This is a genomic window from Parabacteroides sp. AF48-14, from assembly GCF_003477465.1.
In the GTDB taxonomy this organism is placed as follows: Bacteria; Bacteroidota; Bacteroidia; order Bacteroidales; family Tannerellaceae; genus Parabacteroides; species Parabacteroides acidifaciens.
In genome coordinates this window covers 15,907-34,825 of sequence record NZ_QUDI01000001.1, presented here as the reverse complement: position 1 = coordinate 34,825, position 18,919 = coordinate 15,907, and the positions used below count along the sequence as shown (strand labels likewise).

12 protein-coding genes and 1 pseudogene are annotated in these 18,919 nt (G+C 48.3%); 3 read left to right on the top strand and 10 right to left on the bottom strand.

What is annotated here, in order from left to right:
• Positions 1 to 26 precede the first annotated feature (26 nt).
• Complete coding sequence (locus DW083_RS00145) at positions 27 to 2,243, bottom strand: glycoside hydrolase family 97 protein (protein WP_122331148.1); 2,217 nt, start codon at positions 2,241 to 2,243, stop codon at positions 27 to 29.
• Positions 2,244 to 2,565: 322 nt separating this feature from the next.
• Here DW083_RS00145 and DW083_RS00140 point away from each other — a divergent pair, with 322 nt between their 5' ends.
• A complete protein-coding gene (locus DW083_RS00140; RefSeq protein WP_122331147.1) occupies positions 2,566 to 4,161 on the top strand; it encodes a DUF6377 domain-containing protein in 1,596 nt (531 codons plus the stop codon).
• A 605-nt stretch (positions 4,162 to 4,766) separates the two neighbouring features.
• Here DW083_RS00140 and DW083_RS00130 read toward each other — a convergent pair.
• From DW083_RS00130 to DW083_RS00105, 6 genes are all read right to left on the bottom strand, one after another.
• Complete coding sequence (locus tag DW083_RS00130; protein ID WP_233551676.1) at positions 4,767 to 5,915, bottom strand: alkaline phosphatase family protein; 1,149 nt, start codon at positions 5,913 to 5,915, stop codon at positions 4,767 to 4,769.
• Between the two features lie 160 nt (positions 5,916 to 6,075).
• Complete coding sequence (gene murQ, locus DW083_RS00125) at positions 6,076 to 6,900, bottom strand: N-acetylmuramic acid 6-phosphate etherase (RefSeq protein ID WP_122331025.1); 825 nt, start codon at positions 6,898 to 6,900, stop codon at positions 6,076 to 6,078.
• Positions 6,901 to 6,903: 3 nt separating this feature from the next.
• Complete coding sequence (locus tag DW083_RS00120) at positions 6,904 to 7,977, bottom strand: lactonase family protein (protein WP_233551675.1); 1,074 nt, start codon at positions 7,975 to 7,977, stop codon at positions 6,904 to 6,906.
• A gap of 51 nt (positions 7,978 to 8,028) precedes the next feature.
• Positions 8,029 to 8,862, bottom strand: coding sequence for an ATPase (locus DW083_RS00115; RefSeq protein WP_122331023.1), 834 nt, complete (start codon positions 8,860 to 8,862; stop codon positions 8,029 to 8,031).
• Positions 8,863 to 8,873: 11 nt separating this feature from the next.
• Complete coding sequence (locus DW083_RS00110) at positions 8,874 to 10,175, bottom strand: MFS transporter (protein ID WP_122331022.1); 1,302 nt, start codon at positions 10,173 to 10,175, stop codon at positions 8,874 to 8,876.
• Positions 10,172 to 11,107, bottom strand: coding sequence for a DUF4922 domain-containing protein (locus tag DW083_RS00105; RefSeq protein ID WP_122331021.1), 936 nt, complete (start codon positions 11,105 to 11,107; stop codon positions 10,172 to 10,174). The genes DW083_RS00110 and DW083_RS00105 overlap by 4 nt, the downstream gene beginning before the upstream one ends.
• Before the next feature lie 369 nt (positions 11,108 to 11,476).
• On the opposite strand from DW083_RS00105, the gene DW083_RS00100 reads away from it, so the two are divergent.
• Positions 11,477 to 12,511, top strand: coding sequence for a hypothetical protein (locus DW083_RS00100; protein ID WP_233551674.1), 1,035 nt, complete (start codon positions 11,477 to 11,479; stop codon positions 12,509 to 12,511).
• Positions 12,512 to 12,572: 61 nt separating this feature from the next.
• On the opposite strand, the gene DW083_RS00095 is transcribed toward DW083_RS00100, so the two are convergent.
• A complete protein-coding gene (locus DW083_RS00095; RefSeq protein ID WP_122331146.1) occupies positions 12,573 to 14,033 on the bottom strand; it encodes a glycosyltransferase family A protein in 1,461 nt (486 codons plus the stop codon).
• Between the two features lie 105 nt (positions 14,034 to 14,138).
• On the opposite strand from DW083_RS00095, the gene DW083_RS00090 reads away from it, so the two are divergent.
• The gene (locus tag DW083_RS00090) at positions 14,139 to 15,257 is read left to right on the top strand and encodes a Card1-like endonuclease domain-containing protein (RefSeq protein WP_122331145.1); all 1,119 of its coding nucleotides are present in this window, start codon (positions 14,139 to 14,141) and stop codon (positions 15,255 to 15,257) included.
• Between the two features lie 13 nt (positions 15,258 to 15,270).
• Here DW083_RS00090 and DW083_RS00085 read toward each other — a convergent pair whose 3' ends face one another.
• Together DW083_RS00085 and scpA are read right to left on the bottom strand one after the other, a co-directional pair.
• Positions 15,271 to 16,680, bottom strand: coding sequence for a S41 family peptidase (locus DW083_RS00085; protein WP_122331020.1), 1,410 nt, complete (start codon positions 16,678 to 16,680; stop codon positions 15,271 to 15,273).
• Positions 16,681 to 16,766: 86 nt separating this feature from the next.
• Positions 16,767 to 18,913, bottom strand: a pseudogene (gene scpA, locus DW083_RS00080) (methylmalonyl-CoA mutase).
• Positions 18,914 to 18,919 lie beyond the last annotated feature (6 nt).

Below are 18,919 nucleotides of genomic sequence, written 5' to 3'. Positions count from 1 at the left end.
TATTTGTCTTCAACCTATTGAAGCTATTATAACCTTTTCAATCCTTTTGCCTCTGATTTATCTTTTACTTCTTTGATACTGATGGCGTAACCCCCTCCGCTTGCTGCCCGCAAAGTCAGTTTGCTTTTATTGGTCAGTACGCCTTTGCTTATCGTATAGGCCTGCGGATTATTCTTCCAGTCGGCATCTTTGGCATCGGCATACACCGTTGCTACATATTGTTTTCCCGGTTGCAGGAAATCAAATGTCAATTTGGAAGTATGTCCGTTTTCATCAGCCGTACAACCGATAAACCAGTCATTCGAACCTTTGGCCCGACGGGCAATCGTGATGTAGTCTCCCGGTTCAGCTTCCAGATACAGGCTTTCGTCCCAATCGATGGCGACATCCTTAATAAACTGGAAGGCATCCATAAAACGTTCATAATTTTCAGGAATATCGGCAGCCATCTGCAGAGGGCTGTACATCGTGACATACAATGCCAACTGGCGCACCAGAGTGGAACGGACCTGGGAATTATTATTCGGATTCATCTTATTGCAATGCGTTTCAAAGATGCCCGGCGTATAATCCATCGGTCCACCGACCAGACGGGTAAAAGGCAGGATAGTCGTATGGTCCACATTGTTGCCGCCAAACGATTCATACTCTGTTCCGCGGGCAGATTCATTGCCGATCAGGTTCGGATAGGTACGGCAAAGCCCGGTAGGACGAACTGCTTCGTGTGCATTTACCATAATCTTATAACCGGCCGCTTTCTTGACGGCAAATAAATAATGGTTATTCATCCACTGCCCGTAATGGTATTCCCCGCGCGGGATAATATCGCCGACATAACCGCTCTTAACCGAGTTATATCCATTGTCGACCATGAACTGATAAGCTTTATCCATATGACGTTCATAATTACGGACGGAAGCGGATGTTTCATGGTGCATCATCAGTCTCACTCCTTTACCGGCAGCATAGCTCTGAAGTTCTTTCACGTTGAAATCGGGATAAGGAGTCACAAAGTCAAAAACATAATCCTTGCTTTTCCCGAACCAGTCTTCCCAGCCTTCATTCCATCCTTCAACCAGAACCTGGTCGAAACCATTCTGAGCGGCAAAATCGATATAACGTTTTACATTTGCCGTATTAGCGGAATGCCTGCCATTCGGCTTTGTCTTGGAATAGTCCGTCACTCCTAACTTCACACTTGAAAGTTCGTCCGTATAAGCCCAAGTACCTTTATTGGTAATCATATCCCACCATACACCGATGTATTTAACCGGTTTGATCCAGGAAACATCCTCTAATTTACAAGGTTCATTCAGGTTAAGCGTAATGCGGGATGCCAAAATATCACGGGCATCGTCACTCACAATAACCGTACGCCAGGGTGAGTTGCAAGGAGTTTGCAGATAGCCTTTATCGCCTCTTGCATCAGGGGTGAGCCAGGATTCGAACACCATGTTCTTGTCATCCAGGTTCAGATGCATACACGCATAATCGACCAGAGCGGCTTCATGCAAATTGATATACAGGCCATCGTCGGTCTTCATCATCAAAGCGGTCTGCACGCCCGTCGGTGAAAACGGTGTCTGCGAAGAATTAGGAGTGATAGCCTTCTTCATCAACCCTCTGATTTCAGACAAACGGGAAGTCGTGTAATCGTATTCTTGCGTATCATAATCCCCGGGAATCCAAAATGCCGTATGGTCACCTGCCATACCGAATTGCGAATGTTCTTCTTTGATGACGAAATAGTTCAACTCCTTCTGTTGCGGAAACTCATAGCGGAAGCCCAATCCGTCATTGAAAAGACGGAACCGGATCACAATATGTCTGTCGTTTGCGGGCTGATTCAGCGTCACCGCCAATTCATTATAATGATCCCGGATTTCTTTTTCCTCTCCCCAAACCGGCTTCCAGGTTTCATCGAAGCTGGAGGTGCTGACCTCTCCGATTTCGAAGCCATTATAAAGATTTGTCTTTTTGTCTAATGTCGTAACGTCTTTACGCTGCTTGAACTCGAAGTCAACAGCTGCATCCGCATCCTCTTTTTTCAGTTCCAGTCCCAACGTACTGGGTTTGATGACCTCTTTCTGTTTATAAGTTAATTCATAAACAGGAGCGCCTTCCTGATTCAAACGAAATGTCATTTCCAGATTACCATCCGGCGAGGTAAGTTTTTGCTGCGCATTTCCGATAAATGAAATGCAGAGTAAAAAGACGAGTGAAAGATTCTTTTTTCTTTTCATATTATAAAATGGTATTAAATTATATGCCAACGATATGGTCCGAGAGTTTTTTTCATTTCGGATATGGCAAATGTAACGGTATTGAAACCCGCTAAATGAGACAAGAACAAAAATATAAATGATTTTCAGTCTATATTTAAACTAACACACTATTCTACAAACAATTACTATTAAACATCTTTTTTAAAAATATAAGTCTTTGTGAACTGCCAGAATCATATCCACACCTTTTCTACAGCCTTTAATAAATATTTCTTACCGTTTTCTGCACCTCGGATACTTAATATTTATATATTTGTGAAAAACAAAGTCAATGATGATAATGAAAAATATTACCTGTTACCTTATATTATTACTATTCGCCTGTCCGCTTTGCCTGTTCGCCGAAAAGACAACAAACGAGATTGTCCTGGAAGAGTTGGACGGAATAATAGCCAGAAAACAAACCTTCCATATTAAAAAAGAAAAAGAAATCAACGACCTGAAACAACAGTTATACCAATCAAAAGACGATGAAGAGAAATATAACCTGTACGGTTTGCTATACCACCTCTACCTGCATTATCAGGCCGATTCTTCCTTATATTATATAAACAGCAAGATCAATTTACTCCCTTCGCTGAATCATCCCGAATTAAAAAATGAACTCATTATCAACCAGGCGGAAGTCATGGGAGTCATGGGAATGTATAACGAAGCGCTCGAAAAGTTAGAGCAGATCAACCCTAAGGAGCTGGATCAAAAGACCTTGAATTATTATTACGGTACGTTCCGGGCCTATTATGGCTGGTTGACCGATTATACGACACATGATGACGAAAGGCAGAAATACCTGCAAAAAACCAATGCCTACCGTGATTCCATCCTGGCAACACCTGTACCGGGAATAAACCAGGACATTGTCCGGGCTGAAAAATGGATAGTCGACGGTAAGCCAGACAGTTCATTGGTGATTCTATACGGCCTTTTAGAACAAGAACCGGATATACGCCAGAAAACGTTTATCTACTATACACTGTCCGAAGTGTACGACGCAATGCACGATACAGATAAGCAGATCTATTACCTGGCACAAACAGCCATATTGGATTTGCAATCGGCAACAAAAGAATATGCCTCCTTGCAAAAGTTGGCACAACTCATCTACCGACAGGGCGAGATAGACCGCGCCTACAAATATCTGAATTGCTCCATGGAGGATGCCGTTTCATGTAATGCTCGTTTACGATTTATCGAGGTCACACAGTTCTTCCCGATTATCGACAAAGCCTACAAATTAAAGGAGAAAAGAGAACGCCAGATATCGCGCACACTGCTAATAAGTATCAGCCTTCTGTCTCTTTTCCTGATTGCAACGATCTTCTATCTGTACCGGTGGATGAAAAAGTTATCGGCTATGCGCCGGGATCTGAGCCAGACCAACAAGCAATTGCAAGCCGTAAATAAGGAGCTGGAACAGACCGGTAAAATCAAGGAAGTATATATCGCCCGTTATCTGGACCGCTGCGTCGCTTACCTGGACCAATTGGACGCTTACCGTCATTCGTTAGCTAAACTGGCAATGGCCTCACGCATAGACGACCTGTTCAAAGCCATCAAATCCGAACAGTTTATCCGTGACGAACGGAAAGCGTTCTACAATGAGTTTGACAAGTCTTTCCTGGAACTGTTCCCTCATTTTATTTCTTCGTTCAACAGCCTGTTGATAGAAGAGGGACGGATTTATCCTAAATCAGGGGAATTGCTGACAACGGAACTGCGCATATTCGCACTGATCCGCTTAGGAGTAACGGACAGCAACCGGATCGCCCATTTCTTAGGATACTCTTTAGCTACCATTTACAACTACCGGAGTAAGATACGGAATAAAGCAATCGGCAACAAAGAGCAGTTCGAGCAGAACGTGATCAATCTATAAAACTCGGGACCTGTGGCAGGCATCCACGGCATCTTTAGCAGAGCAATGCACGACCTGTTTTCACCAATTGCTACTTCAGGGCTTATTGTATAAAACGCATTTTTTAAGCCCAAAAGAAGCCCGAAACAGAATAAATGTTAATCCGCTTTTCGGACGTCAAAAAGGGACTCTTTCCCCTTTTTCGGGAGTTCTCTGCCGTGAAGTCAACCTTTATTTCATTTTCCCGGCACTTTATCGCCCTGAAGACGGTCGTCATACCCTATGAAGACGGTCGCCATTCCAATGAAGACGGTCACAAAGGCGATGAAGACGGTCGTCATGGTGACAAGGCCCCCAATATTTCCTTGGGATATTTGGACGCAGTCCGTCTCCGTTCGCAAATATTCGATTCTCCGGGAGTTAAGCTTTATCACTTTGCCGGCGTTTCCGTTTTTCGGCAATCAAAAAGAAAGCCTTTCGGAACGGGCTGCGCACCTCATCTCATCTTTTGTCAGACAAGAAAGGATAACCAATGAAAAAAGTCAAACCAAAATCGATCAAAATTTCAGACGAAATAGAAAAACGACCGGAGAAGGGGGTTATTGTCATTTTAACATATTTGAAATCTACTTAAACAACCAACGATTCAAATGATTCCCGGGAGCTTGTACAACAAACTTATAGAACTTGGAAGCCGGCAGGGTTTGCAAATCGACCGTATATTTATTCACTCCCTCCGGAAGGTCTGCAAGCTTAATCCATTCGTCCTTTCCACCTTCCTTGAATTTATTGTCGGTGGCAGCATAGACTGTGACCGGAACATTTTCTGTATAAGATTTCCAGGACAGCTCCACCGTATTGTCATAAGGCACGGTTTGCAAATCATAAATATCGGTTTTGCCGATAAACGGAATGCCGTCCTGCTCCCAAAGAACAGCCTGCGGGATTTCAAACCCTATATAACGGCAAATAGAAGGAGCAATATCCGTAATAGCTAACGCCCCTGTGGAGAAATGGCTGTTTACTGGAACATTGGTCGATATCCAGGTCGTACGTTCCCGCCAGAACTGGCCTCCATGTCCATGCCCATTCTCACCACGCCCGTGATCGGTCGTAACTACGATCATCCATTCTTCATCGAAATTGGCCTCCCTATACTTGACAGCTTCCCAAACACGGGCAACTTGGTTGTCAGCCTTCCGGACATACTCATCGAAAAAAGCGCCGTTGCCGGCAATATGTCCCGCATCATCGGTGTACCACAAATAAACCCAACTCAAATCGGGGGCATCCTTGCGGATACCGGCCGCTGCGTCTTTCGAGATTTGCTCGTCGATATCGAAGATATGCAAATCCTTTTCTTTTTTCGGAAAACGAACCGTATCCAGGTCGTAACCGTCTTTCACATAATCTATTTTAAGATTGTTTGTTTCCTTCTTGCCTTCCCCGATCAATACGGTACGGTTGTCCGTCCAACTGGAATAAATAGCCGTTTTATAGTCTTCCGGTTGTTCTTTTGCGATCCTGAAGATAGTCCAATAGTTATAATTGGGTTTCAGATTGGAATTGCCACCCACATTATGTTTGTTAAACCAAGTCGATGTCAACAAATTGGTATATCCGATTGCCGAAATCGTAGCGGTTTGGGAATATCCGCCTATCTCGCCTCCGGTATAAGCCCGGCCATAGGCGCCCCTCGAAGCGATATCGAAAATAGCCGAAGGATGCAGCCTCTCGATTTGGTCGGCCGGAACCCCGTCAATGATTATATACACAGCTTTCTTTGTCTTTGCCGACAAACCTGCACAACATAGCAGCGTCAGTAACAAATAATAAAAACATCTCATGCAATCTCTCCTTCTCATAATATCAATTCAATTATTTACAACATTATTCTATCAAGTAAGTCAATTACTGTCCGATCCAATAGCGTTTTTACTTTAAGCGTTTATGACGATAAGCTTCCACGGCATCCTTAACCGAACCATACATAAGGAGCAGATGCTGGGATTGGCTGTAGGGAAGCCCCAACTCTTCGGCCACCATACGGGTTCCCCGGTCGATGAGCTTTTGATTGGTAAGCTGCATATTGACCATCCGGTTTCCTTTTATCCTGCCTAACTGGATCATGACGGAGGTGGAGATCATATTCAGGATCATCTTCTGTCCCGTTCCGGATTTCATGCGGGAACTGCCGGTGACAAACTCCGGGCCGACAATCATTTCAATCGCCACGTCGGCTTGTGCAGCCATCGGCGAATCGGGATTGCTGGAGATCGAAGCTGTCAGTATGCCATGTTCGCGTGCCCGGCGAAGGGCGCCGATGACATAAGGCGTCGTGCCGGAAGCGGCAATGCCGATCACGGTATCCAGAGCGTTAATCTGATGTTCCTGCAATTCCTGCCAACCGCGTTCCTCATCGTCTTCGGCATTCTCCACCGGATTACGGAGAGCAGTGTCACCACCGGCGATCAGTCCGATAATCACCGAAGGAGGCATTCCGAACGTCGGCGGTATCTCGGATGCATCCAAAACTCCTAACCGGCCGCTCGTCCCCGCTCCCAAATAGAAGATACGTCCCCCTTGCTTCATGCGGGGGACGATCTGCAAGACCAACTCTTCTATTTTAGGGATTGTTTCCCGGACAGCCAAAGCGACCTTCCGGTCTTCGGCGTTTATATCTTCGAGCAACTCCCGGACAGACTTCTGTTCCAGGTCGTTGTAGAGGGAATCCTGTTCTGTTATCTTGATGAATGACATATCTTATTTAAACTTCAGACAAACGGGTTTATCCACCTTTATATCTTTCCCTGTATCTTTCAACAGCCCGGTCTGCGGGTCTATTTCAAAGACCTGGACTACATTGCTGTCACGGCAGGCACACAACAGGTATTTGCCATTCGGCGTAATGATGAAGTTACGCGGATGGATGCCCGTCAGTTGATAACCGGTTTTCGTCAGTTTCCCATCCGCCGGATCGATGGAGAAGATGGCAATGCCGTCCCCCTTTAAACGGTTGGAGGCATAGAGGAAACGTCCGTCCGGAGTGATGTGTATATCTGCACTGCCTGAAACGTGCAACGTATCCGCTTCTATAAACTGAACAGGTGTAAAATTGCCGTTATCATAATCGAGAACCGTTACACGCCCGGAAAGTTCGCTGATCAGATACGCCCGCTTTCCGTTCGGATGGAAAACCGTGTGACGGGGACCTTCTCCGGCCGGCAAACTAAAGGATGCCGGTTCCCCTTCCTTCAGGTTCAATCCGCTGCCGGAAGCAATAAGCTCGTACTTATAAATCCGGTCCGTTCCCAAATCGTTTGCATACAGGTATTTCTCATCCGGGGAAGCATAGACGCAATGCAGGTGCGGAACCGCCTGCCGCTCGGAACCCGGCGTTCCTCCTTCATACGCATAGACTTTGGCCGGCTGCAACGTGCCATCGGCCGAGATCGGGAATACGCTGATACTTCCTCCGTTATAATTAGCCGTAACTGCCATGCGGCGCTGGCTGTCCACCCAGATATAACAGGGAGCGCTTCCCTCGGTCTTTTGCTCGTTCAACAGCGTAAGCGTCCCCGCGTCCTTGTCAAAAGAATAGGCACAGACTTTGGCATCGCTCTCTCCCGTCTCGCTCACCGAATAAACAAACTTCCCGTCCCGACTTATCGCCTGGTAAGAAGGGTCCTGAATACCGGAAACTTCTTTCACCAACGTAGCCGCTCCCGTATCCGTATTAAAACGATACAAGCTGATACCCGTATCCGCCGCATCGGCATACGAGCCGACAAACAAATACAATTCACTCTCCTTTTGCGCACATGCTGTAAATGCCATACTTAATAATCCAATTAAAAAATACTTGAACTTCGACATATCTATTATTTATTAAACTCGATGATAAGCTACCAGCCCGGCAAGCGGACTCTGCACAATTGCCCCCAAACGAATACCCAACTCTCCGGCAACCGCCTCCAACTGCTCCCGGTAATACCAGGCGACGGAGCCAAGCAGATGAACCGGGTAAGACCGATAGTCATACTGCATCACGTTACGGATAAAGAATTTCCGGAAACTGTCATTCACCAGACCGCTGATCGCCGGTTCTTCTATATGCCGGATCAGGAAAGGAGACAGACTTGCCAGAAAACGGTTAGGGAAAGGCTGCTTATAGACCTTTTCCATAATAACGGCAGGCGTCAGACCGAACTCCGCGAAGAACGCATCCTTCAACGCTTCCGGCAGTTGGTTCTTCAGGACATCGCCGACAAGCAGTTTCCCGAGAACAGCCCCGCTCCCTTCATCCCCGAGGATAAAACCTAACGGAGAGATGTTCCGGACAATCTCTTTCCCGTCGTACAGGCAAGAGTTGGAACCGGTTCCCAAGATGCAGGCAATCCCCGCCTCATCGCCACATAAGGCACGGGCGGCAGCTAACAGATCGCTCCCGACTTCCACCGGAACAGGCAGATAACGGTTGATCGCCCGACGGACCACCTCGTTCTTTTCCGGAAAAGCACAGCCTGCGCCATAGAAGGAGACAGAAGTGACCGCTAATCCATCCAAAGCCGGAAGCAAGTTCTTCTCCACTTCGCCGGCAATCTCTTCTTCCGACTGGAAAAAGGGGTTAATGCCCGCTGTCGCGATACGGCGGACGATCTCGCCCTTATCCACCACACACCAATCCGTTTTGGTGGAGCCGCTGTCAGATATCAGTATCATATTTCTTTCACTTATTCTTTTTTCTTTTTCCCAAACTCCGGATCAATCTTCAAACAAGCCGTGACAAGCAATGTCACCAAGCAACAGCCCATCACCCACCAGAAGAAGTTCTCATATCCCATCTGCTCTTGCAACCAGCCTGCCGCCATTCCGGGAAGCATCAGGCCCAATGCCATAAAGGCGGTACAGATCGCATAATGCGCCGTCTTATGCTCGCCGTCGGAATAATAAATCAGGTACAACATATAAGCCGTGAACCCGAAACCGTAGCCGAACTGTTCGATAAAGACACAGATATTGACGATCCACAGATTGTCCGGCAAAGCCGTACTGAGATAGATAAAGACGGCATCGGGCAACGATATAGCCAATGCCATCGGCCATATCCATTTCTTCAATCCGCCGGCAGAAGCGGCAATGCCGCCTAATATGCCGCCCAAGGTCAATCCGATTGTCCCGATTGTCCCATAGACCAATCCGATCTCGGCAGTCGAAAGCCCCAATCCTCCCACTTCGCGGGGATCGACCAGGAAAGGCGTGACTAACTTCGACAACTGTGCCTCCGGAAAACGGTATAACAGCATAAACAGGATTGCAACCAACGTCTGTTTCTTCTTGAAGAATGAGGCGAAAGTCGCGAAAAACTCTTTCAAGATCGTGCCCGGCGTAACCGTGGCGGAAGGTTTGTCCCCTTTCGGAGCAGGCAATATATAGCGGTGATAGAGGAACAAAGCCAAGAACAGTCCTGCCAGGATAAAGAAGGTGACAGACCAGGCAAGCGGAATCTTCCCCGTCCGGTTCTCCAAGAACCCGGCAAACATCACCAGCACTCCCTGCCCGGCAATAATCGCAATCCGGTAGAACGTGCTGCGGATGCCGACAAAGAACGCCTGCTCATGCGAATCGAGCGCCAGCATATAGAAACCGTCCGCCGCAATATCGTGTGTCGCCGAACTGAAAGCTAACAACCAGAACACTGCCAACGAAGCCTGGAAGAAGAAAGCGGTCGGAATCGTAAAGGCAACGCCGGCAAGTCCGGCACCGATCAGCAACTGCATCGTCACCACCCACCAACGCTTCGTCTTCAACAGATCGACGAAAGGGCTCCAGAACGGTTTGATCACCCAGGGAAGGTTCAGCCAACTCGTATAAAGGGCGATATCCGTATTGGATATTCCCAGGCGTTTATACATCAGGACCGAAACAATCATCACCGCCACGTAAGGGATTCCCTGCGCAAAATAGAGGGAAGGAACCCAGAACCAAGGTGACCTTGCGGACGTTTTATCAGACAAAGGCTTATGTGGTATCATACTTTTTCTCTTATCTTTCGGATTATCTCATTCTTTTCTGCTTCTGTAATGCTGACCTCCCGCCAGACTTTCTCCAGGTCAGCATACGTCACTTTCCGGAAGTCTTTCTCTAACGGGACGACAAACAAACCGGACATCTCGACGGTAGCCGGACTGATCAATATATTGTCGTCTCCCTCCGCATAATAGCAGGAAGGACGCAATTCGCGCCGGGGAAAGACACACGTGATCCGGGAATCGCCCTCCGTCCAGACCAGGACGTTCATCATCGGTTCATAGTCGCCCGGCTTCACATCCATCTCATTATATAATAATGTAAAGGCTTCCACGGCTTCCGCCTTGTCGTCCGACACCAGGATAAAGGCTGTCGGCAGATGATCGGACAACGCATAGAGACGCGTCCGATCGCCTTCCCGGACAATCGCCTTCGAAGCCTCGGCCCAACTTTCCACAATCGGGAAGCCGCCTCGCCTTCCTGCCTGGAAATGCATATGGTCGGGAGCGGAAGCCCCGCACTTGGGTCCGTTATAAAACAAAGCGTAGCCGGGCAGAGCGGACGCCAAGTCCAGCATATCGCCGTAATAAGGCGCAATCTGCTGTTTCTCATGCCGCCGCAGCGGAACTGTCAGGTGGTCGTTGAAGATCGGATAAGGGTTGACCAGAATCTCGAAGAGGTCATTAAACACCACGCTCTTCTGTTCCTCCGGCCGGTGGCAGAAGAAACAGGGCCGCGCCGCCAAGGAAGCCTTGTCTATCTTAGCGGCGGACGAGCGAATCCGCTCGGGGTTAAACTGAAGAATCGTAAGCCTGCTATCTCCCTCAAAGCAACGGGTCTGCACATGCGTTAGCGAAGCATAATTGTCACACGCCAACTTCCAGTCCTTCTTCTGAGAGAGAAGGAGCGATTCTATTTGTTGTTCCAGATCATTCATATATTTCGTGTTTTCACGGTTGTCAGCACCTTTACCCGCATCACAAAAGTAATGAAAAAAAACAGGTCACATACTTTTATCCGGCTAATAAGGATGAATTAGCGAACCGTTCGGTATAAATTAGCCCGGAAAAGCCTGCCCATTAGTTGTCCGCCGGGCGCCGAACGATCGTTCGCTTGCCGGCGGACGATCGTTCACTGGGCGGCGGACGATCGTTCACCGCCAAGCGAACGATTTATCTATAGGTATCCTTCCACTAATTCATACCGAACAAACGGCTAAGCGATAGAGGAGAAAGAAATAAGAGATAAAGAGGTTATCGTTCATCGAAAAATACATACCTTTAGCCAAACTATAATTCTAATTACCATGAAACACCTGTTTTTCTGCTCTTCCCTGATTATCCTGAGCCTGTCGGCTTGCAGCGGAAAGCAAAACACAACTGCCGGAACTGAAATCGAGACGCCACCGGCAGACACCGTCGCCATCGAAATAATCCCGGAACTTCCGCCTTTGGAGGCCGGGGAAGTGTTCCTCAAAGGAAAGGAGGTATTCTCCGAAGAGACGGAACTCACGGGGACACACATCGAGGAACCGGATACGTTCATCTTCAAACCGATCGAACCGACTATGGTGATCCGGGACAGCCTCTTGATTATGGGTTGCAGGGACGCGCCGTTTTATGTCTTCCGTTATCCTTCGTTCACTCACGTGAAAACAATCGGTGACCGGGGAAACGGGCCGGATGAGTTTATGCTGCCGGTCGCCATAGAATCCTCTGACCCGGACTATCTTTGCTATATGCTGGACGGATACAACGGCAACCTTTACGGTCTCGACTCGCATCTGGAAGCGCATTTTATAAAGAAAGCATTCGACCGGCATTCGATCTGGGATTATGTCGAACATGCTTATCCGGCGGGAGAGAAAGCGATTCTTTACCAAATGGGCAGCACCATCTACCGCGTCCCTCTGGAGAATGATTCGATCCAACGGGAAAAGCTGTATAATCTTCGCCTGCAACATTCCAAAGGCATACCGGCGACAGGCGCGCTTTGCACCAATCCCGGACGCGACCGGATGGTCTTCGCCTATAAATACACCAAGATCATCAAGTTCATGGATATGGAGGCAAAGACTGTCCGGACGCTCAACTTCGAGCAATCCGAGTTCGACGAAAAGACGCTGACCGTCATAAACGGACTGGATGCGAACGTCACCCATTACATGCAAGTGTTGCCGACCCGCGATTACGTCTACATCACCCACTCGGGACGAACGCCTTATGTCGTGGCGGCGGAAGCCAGAAAGGCAACAACTATATGTATCTGGAGAAATACGACTGGAACGGCAATCCTGTCAAACGATACAAGCTACATGACTTTTGCGTCTACAATGTCATAGATCCTAAAACCGGCACGCTGGTCATGACAACTTATTACCACGACGACCCGTTCGTGGTCTATCACCTGGACGAATGAGCGTTCAGCGCGATCCGGGCCTGTAGTTCCCAGGTCCGGATGCGGTCCTTGTAAGTGTTATGTCCGTTCATCTTCACGATATCGAGGGCGGCATCGGAGTTGTCTTCCCAACGGCGGCAGAGATAGAGGACGTCGTAGATGCGCCCGATCTGCCAGGTGCGGGAGATGCGCAGTCCTAAGGCGTAATCTTCTCCGTAGCTCGTATTGGGCAGATTGATTGTCCGGAGAACCGGCGTGTAGAAAGCACGGGGAGCGCCCAGGCCGTTGATGCGCAGGGCGTTGTTGCGTCCGTTCTCAGGCGTCCACTCTTTATGGTCGATCACGCCGGGCGGGATTTCGTTCATCGCGAAGTCCGTCATCCGGTATGTGCCGACAACCATTGCGCAGTTCTGTTCGTAGAAGGCATTCACGATCTTCTGCAACGTGTCGGGACCGCTATACACATCGTCGCTATCGAGCTGGACGGCAAACTTTCCGCAGGTCGGATGATGGACGCCTAAGTTCCAGCAGCCGCCGATACCGAGGTCGGAACGCGCGGGGATCAGATGGATCACACGTTCATCCGAGGTGTATTTCCCGATGACTTCGGACGTGCCGTCCGTCGAATGGTTGTCTATAATAATCAGGTTGAAACGGAAAGTTGTCTGCTGTGCCAGCACGGAACGGATGGCGTCTTCGATGGTACGGATGCGGTTGCGGACGGGAATAATGACAGAAGCTTCCTGCTCGAAAGTCCCGGCATCGAAAGCGATCGGTTCGAAACGGGGAGCGAGATAGCCGCCGCACCGTTTCAGGTAGGCCGTGCAGGCCGCTTCCATCTCGATTTGCACCGCCCGGTTCTTCGGGTCGACATAATCGAACAACTTCTCCCCGCTCTTGCGCTTGTCCTGTTCCACTTCCGAATACAAATATTCATTGATGTGGACCAGTCCGGCCAATTCAGAGACACGAAGGCGCAGGTCGTAAAGTCCGGCAAAGCGATAATCATGGTCCATCGCCGCCACCGCCTGCTTCAATACGGCGGAGTCGAACAGCAGGACAGAACCGAAGTCGAAGTCATCGCGCAGGCTGCCTTGCTGGTAATCGATCACCGGAGCGGGTTTATAGACGCCGGCTTCCACCTGGTAATGGTCTGCATAAAGCATTCCGGCATGTGTATCGCCGGCTATTGCCAACATACGTTCCAGGGCGAATTGTCCGGGTTCGAGCGTCGTATATTTCGTATATAATAATGTATAGGCTGTATCGGCGTGTGAGGCGATAATCCGGCAAGCGGCAGTGCTGCTGAGCGAACCGACAGATAAAACTTCACATCCCATGACCGTGCCGGAAGCGGGCTCGGCCGACAACAAATATATCTTTTTTATCCGGTCGCAAAGCCTCAACCCTTTGATGGTTTGTTCGGCCTGGGAAAGAGAAAGGAACGGAATAAAACAATTTATCATTTCCATCGTGTTATTAGTTTATACCGGAAGCAAAAATAAGGATAAAATATGAGCTTTTACCGGAAGATAAAAGTATCTTTGTATGCGACACCCAAAATAGAACAAATGAAACACCAGATAATCCTGCTTGGGAAAGACATCACCTCTGTCTACCACGGCATCAAAGAATTCGGGCCGGACCACATTCACCTGCTCTATACAGATGCAACGGATCATATAGAAACGCCTATGTATCCATTGTTGCCATCCTCCATCCGATGCAACCGCTATAAGGCGGAACCTTACAACGGGAATAACGTAATCGACGTATGCCGCCGGATTCACCGGGAACATCAGGGTGAGTTTACATACAACCTGTCCGAAGGGACAAAGGTCATGGCGTTTGCGGCTTTCGTTGTCGCCAAAGAGTCGGGCGCCGATGCTTTCTACCTGACGCAACACGGAGAAGTTGTCCATCTGAGCAAATTCGAGAACTATCCGCTGCAAAGCTCGCTCAACAACGACGAAATACTAAGTCTGAGCGGCAACACCCTTTCGGACTACCACGATGCCAAAGAGTTAAGCGATGAAGATGTGAAGGCCTCGAAGCGCATCAAGCAGTTCATCGAACAGTATCCGCAGGAACATGCCCGCATTCAGAAGTTCTTCAGCATTTTTTGCAAGCGGCAGCTGAACCGCCTGCCGTCCTCTAAAATCTTCGCTAACAACCTGAGGTTTAAGCATAGGAACGGCTCTATTCTGGTTACGCTGAGGGAATATGTCTTATTACGTCTGCCCCAAAGTAATGCGACTCATCTTTATTTCGAGGGCCGTTGGTGGGAAACGCTTGTGGCAAACCAGGTCCGCAACTGGAGCTTGCAACGGGAAAACTCGCCGGAGGTCTGGCAAAGCGTCATCTTCCAGACAAACGGACAGGATGCACACCCAAAGAACGAGATCGACGTGCTGCTGAACAACCAGCAGAAACTGATCTTTATCGAATGCAAGTCGGGCAACGTCACACAGAACGATATTTACAAGATAGACGCCGTCCGGGAAACCTACGGAGGCGACATCTCGCAAGCCGTACTTGCCAGCTACTATCCGATAGAAGAAAGTTTACAGGAAAAATGCAAAGACCTCCAGATATATCTCTTTGCTCCGACGTTCCTGACCGAACGAAACACCTATTTAAACAAAATGCCAGCCTGGTTGGACAAGCTGGCAGATGAACTTCAATTATAAGAGAGCGAAGGTCTTACTTTGCAGGATCGTAGAGAAGGCCTTCCTTTTTCTTTCTTTCGAAAGACAGAGGCAACTTGATACGCTCGCCGCCTTCCGTGCGGACAGACTGGCTCTTCAATCCGGTGATACGCGAGATCGCTTCGCTCAACAGCAGCTCGTTCGTATCGCCAAAAGGCAACAACTGATTACCGACAACCAACTCCTCGACCGGTACATCCGGGGCAAAACCGTTTGCATAGTCGGCATTGTGCTCCGCATTATAGATGCGCAAAGTGATCGGGGACACCAGCCATTCATAATCTTCTTTTGTTCCGAAGGTATTCGCTCCCACACGTTTGCCAATCGTTTTCTCACCGATAAGCGTGATATTGCTACGGCCCATATAAGGAATCAGGCAATTGATCACGGCTTCCGAAGCAGAGGCCGTTGTTTCTCCGGTCAAGACGTAAAGGCGTTTCAAGTCCAGATTCGCATTCCCTAATTCGGAGTTCTTCTTCATCAATAAGGTTTCATTCTTCGAGGTTTGTTTATCGTTATGCTCCATGATGCAGAATGTCTTTCCCAAAGCATTGGCCGGAGCCAAGAGAGACGTCATCAGCTGGGCACAGGAAACCAAGCCGCCCTGGTTGTAACGCAAATCCAGCACAAATTCGTTTACATTCTTAGCCTTAAAGCGGGAGAAGATCTGTTTCATCTGATCGTTATACACTTCATTCTCATCATCCGGTCCGGAAGTAAAACTCTTATATGCCAGGTAACCGACAGTCTTTCCATTAATCGTATAGACGGAATCCTTCAGGAAAGGCGTATCTTCTACGGCACGGGAAGCTGAAATCGAGATTGTTTCCCTCTTATGAAGAATTACGCTATTATTTACCCGTTCCATATCCGCCAATAGGAAAGTCGTCTCTCCACCACTAAAAAAGGCAGACGTGTTTGTCACATTCGGATTCTCACTGCCGACAGCAACAATCCAGTCACCGCGCTTCAAACCGGCTTCGGCTGCCGGAGAGTCGGGCAGCACATACAAAACCCAGGCATAATAATGATCACCACTTTTATAAGATGCGAACTCGAAACCATAGGAATCGGATTCCGTGATGGACTTCGTTTCTTCCTTCTTTTTCTCTATCCGGGAAAAAGTCAGCCAACTATCTCCATATTTCACGCCATCCTGATCAGATAACAATGATGCGAAGAACTTATCGGGAGACTGGGAGAAGTTCAGGCTTCCTTTGTCCGGCACATCCTCATACCACAAATAGTAATCCGTCATAATCTTATAAATCCAGTCATTCGTTCCTTCCTCGGAGAGATCGGGAACTTTATCATCTGTCTTGCAAGACGGGACCAGTAAAAGGAATGCTAACAATCCCATAAGGACGGCAAACGTCTTTTTCTCTAAAGCAAACTTCTGTTTCATTGTCTTATCTGTCTTAATTGAAAAAAATAACCGCGCAACTTCCCAATGGAAACTGCGCGGTTTTATTCGGAAAAACTTACGTTTCTTTATTCGCCTAACAGTATATCCAGGATCTGGACAGCAGCTTTCGCTACTGAAGTACCCGGGCCGAAGATAGCAGCGACACCTGCTTTGTACAGGAAGTCATAATCCTGTGCAGGAATAACACCACCGGCAATCACGATAATATCGGGACGGCCTAACTTCTTCAGTTCTTCGATAACCTGCGGAACCAAAGTCTTGTGTCCGGCAGCCAAAGAAGAAACACCCATTACGTGAACGTCGTTCTCTACAGCCTGACGGGCAGCTTCGGCCGGAGTCTGGAACAACGGTCCCATGTCTACGTCGAAACCACAGTCTGCATAACCTGTAGCGACAACCTTAGCACCGCGGTCGTGTCCGTCCTGACCCATCTTAGCGATCATGATACGCGGCTGGCGACCTTCTTTCTTAGCAAACTCGGCAGTCAGCTCACATGCTTTCTGGAAGTCTGCATCTTTCTTTGTTTCTGATGAATACACGCCTGATATAGTTCTGATAATTGCTTTATAACGACCTACAACCACTTCGCAGGCATCGGAGATTTCTCCCAATGATGCACGCAGACCAGCTGCCTTAACAGCCAATTCCAGCAGGTTGCCTTTCTTAGTCTTCACACATTCCGTGATATCGGCCAGCGCTTTCTGAACGGCAGCTTCGTCGCGGTTAGCACGCAACTCTTTCAGAGCAGCCACCTGTTCTTTACGTACAGCTGTATTATCGATTTCAAGGATATCGATCGGATCTTCTTTCGGCAGACGGTATTTGTTGACACCTACGATTGTCTGAACGCCTGAGTCGATACGAGCCTGCGTACGGGCAGCAGCTTCTTCGATACGCATCTTCGGCAGACCGGTTTCGATAGCTTTCGCCATACCGCCCATGCTTTCGATTTCCTGGATCAAAGCCCAACCTTTGTGTACCAGTTCGTTTGTCAGAGATTCGATGTAGTAAGAACCGCCCCACGGGTCGATTTGCTTACAAACTTTTGTTTCTTCCTGGATATAAATCTGTGTATTACGAGCGATACGGGCAGAGAAGTCTGTCGGCAATGCGATAGCTTCGTCCAATGCGTTCGTATGCAAAGACTGCGTATGTCCCAATGCGGCAGCCATAGCTTCGATACAAGTACGGCCTACGTTGTTGAACGGATCCTGTTCGGTCAATGACCAACCGGAAGTCTGACAGTGAGTACGCAATGCCAGAGATTTCGGGTTCTTTCCGCCGAAGCTCTTCACGATCTTTGCCCACAACATACGGGCGGCACGCATCTTGGCGATTTCCATGAAGTGGTTCACACCGATAGCCAGAAGAAAGACAGACGCGGAGCAAATGCATCCACATCGATACCTGCGTTTATACCGGCACGAAGATATTCCATACCGTCGCACAACGTATAAGCCATCTCGATGTCAGCTGTTGCACCTGCTTCCTGCATGTGGTAACCGGAGATAGAGATAGAGTTGAACTTCGGCATCTTCTGTGATGTATATTCGAAGATATCAGCGATAATCTTCATAGAAAATTCGGGCGGATAGATATAGGTGTTACGCACCATGAACTCTTTCAGGATATCGTTCTGGATCGTACCGGCCATTTCTTCCAACTTAGCGCCTTGTTCCAGACCTGCGTTGATGTAGAACGCCAATACCGGAAGAACGGCACCGTTCATTGTCATGGAAACAGACATCTTGTTCAAAGGAATACCATCGAACAATACTTTCATGTTTTCCAGCGAACAGATAGATACACCGGCTTTACCCACATCACCTACAACACGTTCGTTGTCGGCATCGTAGCCACGGTGTGTCGGAAGGTCGAATGCAACTGACAAACCTTTCTGGCCGGAAGCTAAGTTACGACGATAGAATGCATTGGATTCTTCAGCAGTGGAGAAACCTGCATACTGGCGGATTGTCCAGGGACGCAACGGATACATGGCACTATACGGACCACGCAGATAAGGAGGCAGACCGGAAACAAAGTCCAGATGTTCCATGCCTTCCAGGTCTTCTTTCGTATATACCGGCTTCACATCGATGTGTTCCGGTGTTTTCCAATTGGCTTCGATGCCATTGGCTTTTGCCCATTCAGCAGTATTTGTTGCTGCAAAACCGGCATTTTTGATATCTATATCTTTAAAATTTGGTCTCATGTTGTT